Raw genomic sequence first — 2,144 nt, forward strand, 5'->3', positions numbered from 1 at the left:
CGCGTCGATGATACGGCGGGTGGTCCGGCCGCCGCCGCCGGGCAACGGATCGGCCTTGACGCCCGTCATCCGGAGTTCGCCGACTGAGCGGGTCTTGTCGATGGTCGTCAGCGGAATCTGCGTGAGACCGGGCGCGTCGGCAGCGACCAGGTGCAATGCGCCGGTGGTGTCCGCCACCACGAACAGGTCGGCGTCCGCAGCGTCGAGCACGAACAACGCTGTCCCGTCCAGCCACCCGTCCCTGGCGACCACCCCGACCCCGTCCCGGCCCTCCACGGCTTGGCTGACCGCGACGGCCGCCCTCGCCGCGCCGCTCGCCAGCTTCGGCAACCACGCGCGCTGTTGACTGTCGGACCCGCCGAGCAGGATCGCCAGCGGCGCCATGACATGCGCGCCCGCGAAATGCACCGGCGCGACACTGAAGCCGAGCGCTTCAGCCACAAGCGCGGCTTCCAGCAGGCCAAGGCCCATACCGCCGAATTCCGCGGGAATGATGACCCCCGGCACGCCGAGATCGGCCAGGCCCGTCGCGACATCGGGGCTGTAGGGCGTCGCCGCGGCGGCGATGTCGCGCACATGCCCCAGCGGGGACTGTTCGCTGAGGTAGCGGGTCACCGCATCCTGGAGCATGCGCTGTTCGCTCGAGAGACCGAAATCCATCAGAGGCGGCCCCAATCCGTCGCGAGCTTCGGCTCACGCGGCATGCCGAGCCCCCGCTCGGCGATGATGTTCTTCTGAATCTGCGCAGTGCCCCCGCCGATGATCAGGCCAAGCTGGAACATGTAGGCCTGCTGCCAGCCGCCGTGGGCGCGCAGGTGCGGACTACTTTCGTAGAGCACGCCGAGCTCGCCAAGAGCGTCGATGGCCAGCGCCGATATCTGGTGTGCCAGCTCGCAAGCCTGCAGCTTGACGATTAGCCGCGCGAGCCCTGCGTCGCCACCGTTCGCCGAGGCGCTCAGGACGCGGAGCCCATTGAACTTCATCGCCGCGAGTTCCGCCTGCAGCCGCAGCAGACGATCTCGCAGGATCGGGTTGTCCATGATCCGGCCATCGCCGGCCGTCTCAGTCCGCATCAGCTCCGCCAAGGCAAGGAAGCGGCTCTCGAGCTGGCCCGGGTCCCCCAGCATTCCGCGTTCGTGCTTGAGGGTGGCGTTGGCGACGAACCAGCCCTGCCCGCGCTTTCCCACGATCTGGGACTTCGGGACGCGCACGTCGGTGAAGAAGGTCTCGTTGAACTCGCCGTGCCCGGTCATGGTCACCAGGGGGCGAACCTCGATCCCCGGCGTCTTCATTGAAAAGATCAGATAGCTGATCCCGTCATGCTTGGCCTTGTCGGGCTCGGTGCGCACGAGGCAGAAGATCATGTCGGCCTCGCGCGCCGTGCTGGTCCAGATCTTCTGGCCATTGATGAGGAAGTCATCGCCATCCTCCGTCGCGCGCGTCTGGAGGCTGGCGAGGTCCGACCCCGACCCAGGTTCGGAATATCCCTGACACCAGATCACTTCGCCGCGAATGGTCGGCCCGATCCATCGCCGTTTCTGCTCTTCCGTGCCGAGTTCCAGGAGGGTTGGAACCAGCATGGAAATGCCCTGGCTCTGCAGCCCAGGCGGCACGCTAGCCCGGGCGAATTCCTCGCCGATGATGCGGGACTTCAGGATGTCCGGCGCGGCCCCATACCCTCCATATTCCTTCGGGATGGTCCGCGCGGCGTAACCATGGGCGATCAACAGTTTTTGCCAGGCTACCGCTTCTGCTGAGGGCCGCTGCGCAGCCCCGCCGCCCTTGGGGGCGGCATGGCGGTGGGCCTCAAGAAAGACGAGCACTTCGCGCCGAAAAGCCTGGTGTTCGGCGCTGTAGGTGAGATCCATCAGCCTGTCCTTTCAAGAGGATCGTGCTGGCGCGTCCGTGGGGCGCAGCTCATGGCGCGACCTGTTCGGATGGCTGGAAGCAAGGCAGGCGGAAGCCGTCTCCAAGCTCTCGGACGACCAGTTCGACGGGGATGCCCAGTATTAACGTGTTGCTGTCGCAGTTCAGCAACCGGCTCGCCATCCGCACGCCTTCGTCGAGCTCAACCAGCGCTGCGACATAAGGGATTTCCGTGGCGAAGGCGGGATGAAGCGCCTGATGGGTGACGGTCCACGAAT

3 protein-coding genes are annotated in these 2,144 nt (G+C 66.4%); all 3 read right to left on the reverse strand.

Annotated features, from left to right (window positions below):
- Positions 1-660, reverse strand: a 660-nt coding sequence (locus Q8K84_RS15735) for an acyl-CoA dehydrogenase family protein (protein WP_305283649.1), incomplete at its 3' end; no start/stop codon positions are given.
- Complete coding sequence (locus Q8K84_RS15740) at positions 660-1,868, reverse strand: acyl-CoA dehydrogenase family protein (RefSeq protein WP_305283650.1); 1,209 nt, start codon at positions 1,866-1,868, stop codon at positions 660-662. The genes Q8K84_RS15735 and Q8K84_RS15740, both read right to left, overlap by 1 nt.
- Before the next feature lie 49 nt (positions 1,869-1,917).
- Positions 1,918-2,144, reverse strand: a 227-nt coding sequence (locus Q8K84_RS15745; protein ID WP_305283651.1) for a Zn-ribbon domain-containing OB-fold protein, incomplete at its 5' end; no start/stop codon positions are given.

The sequence above is a fragment of the Phenylobacterium sp. genome, assembly GCF_030679875.1.
Taxonomy (GTDB): domain Bacteria; phylum Pseudomonadota; class Alphaproteobacteria; order Caulobacterales; family Caulobacteraceae; genus Phenylobacterium.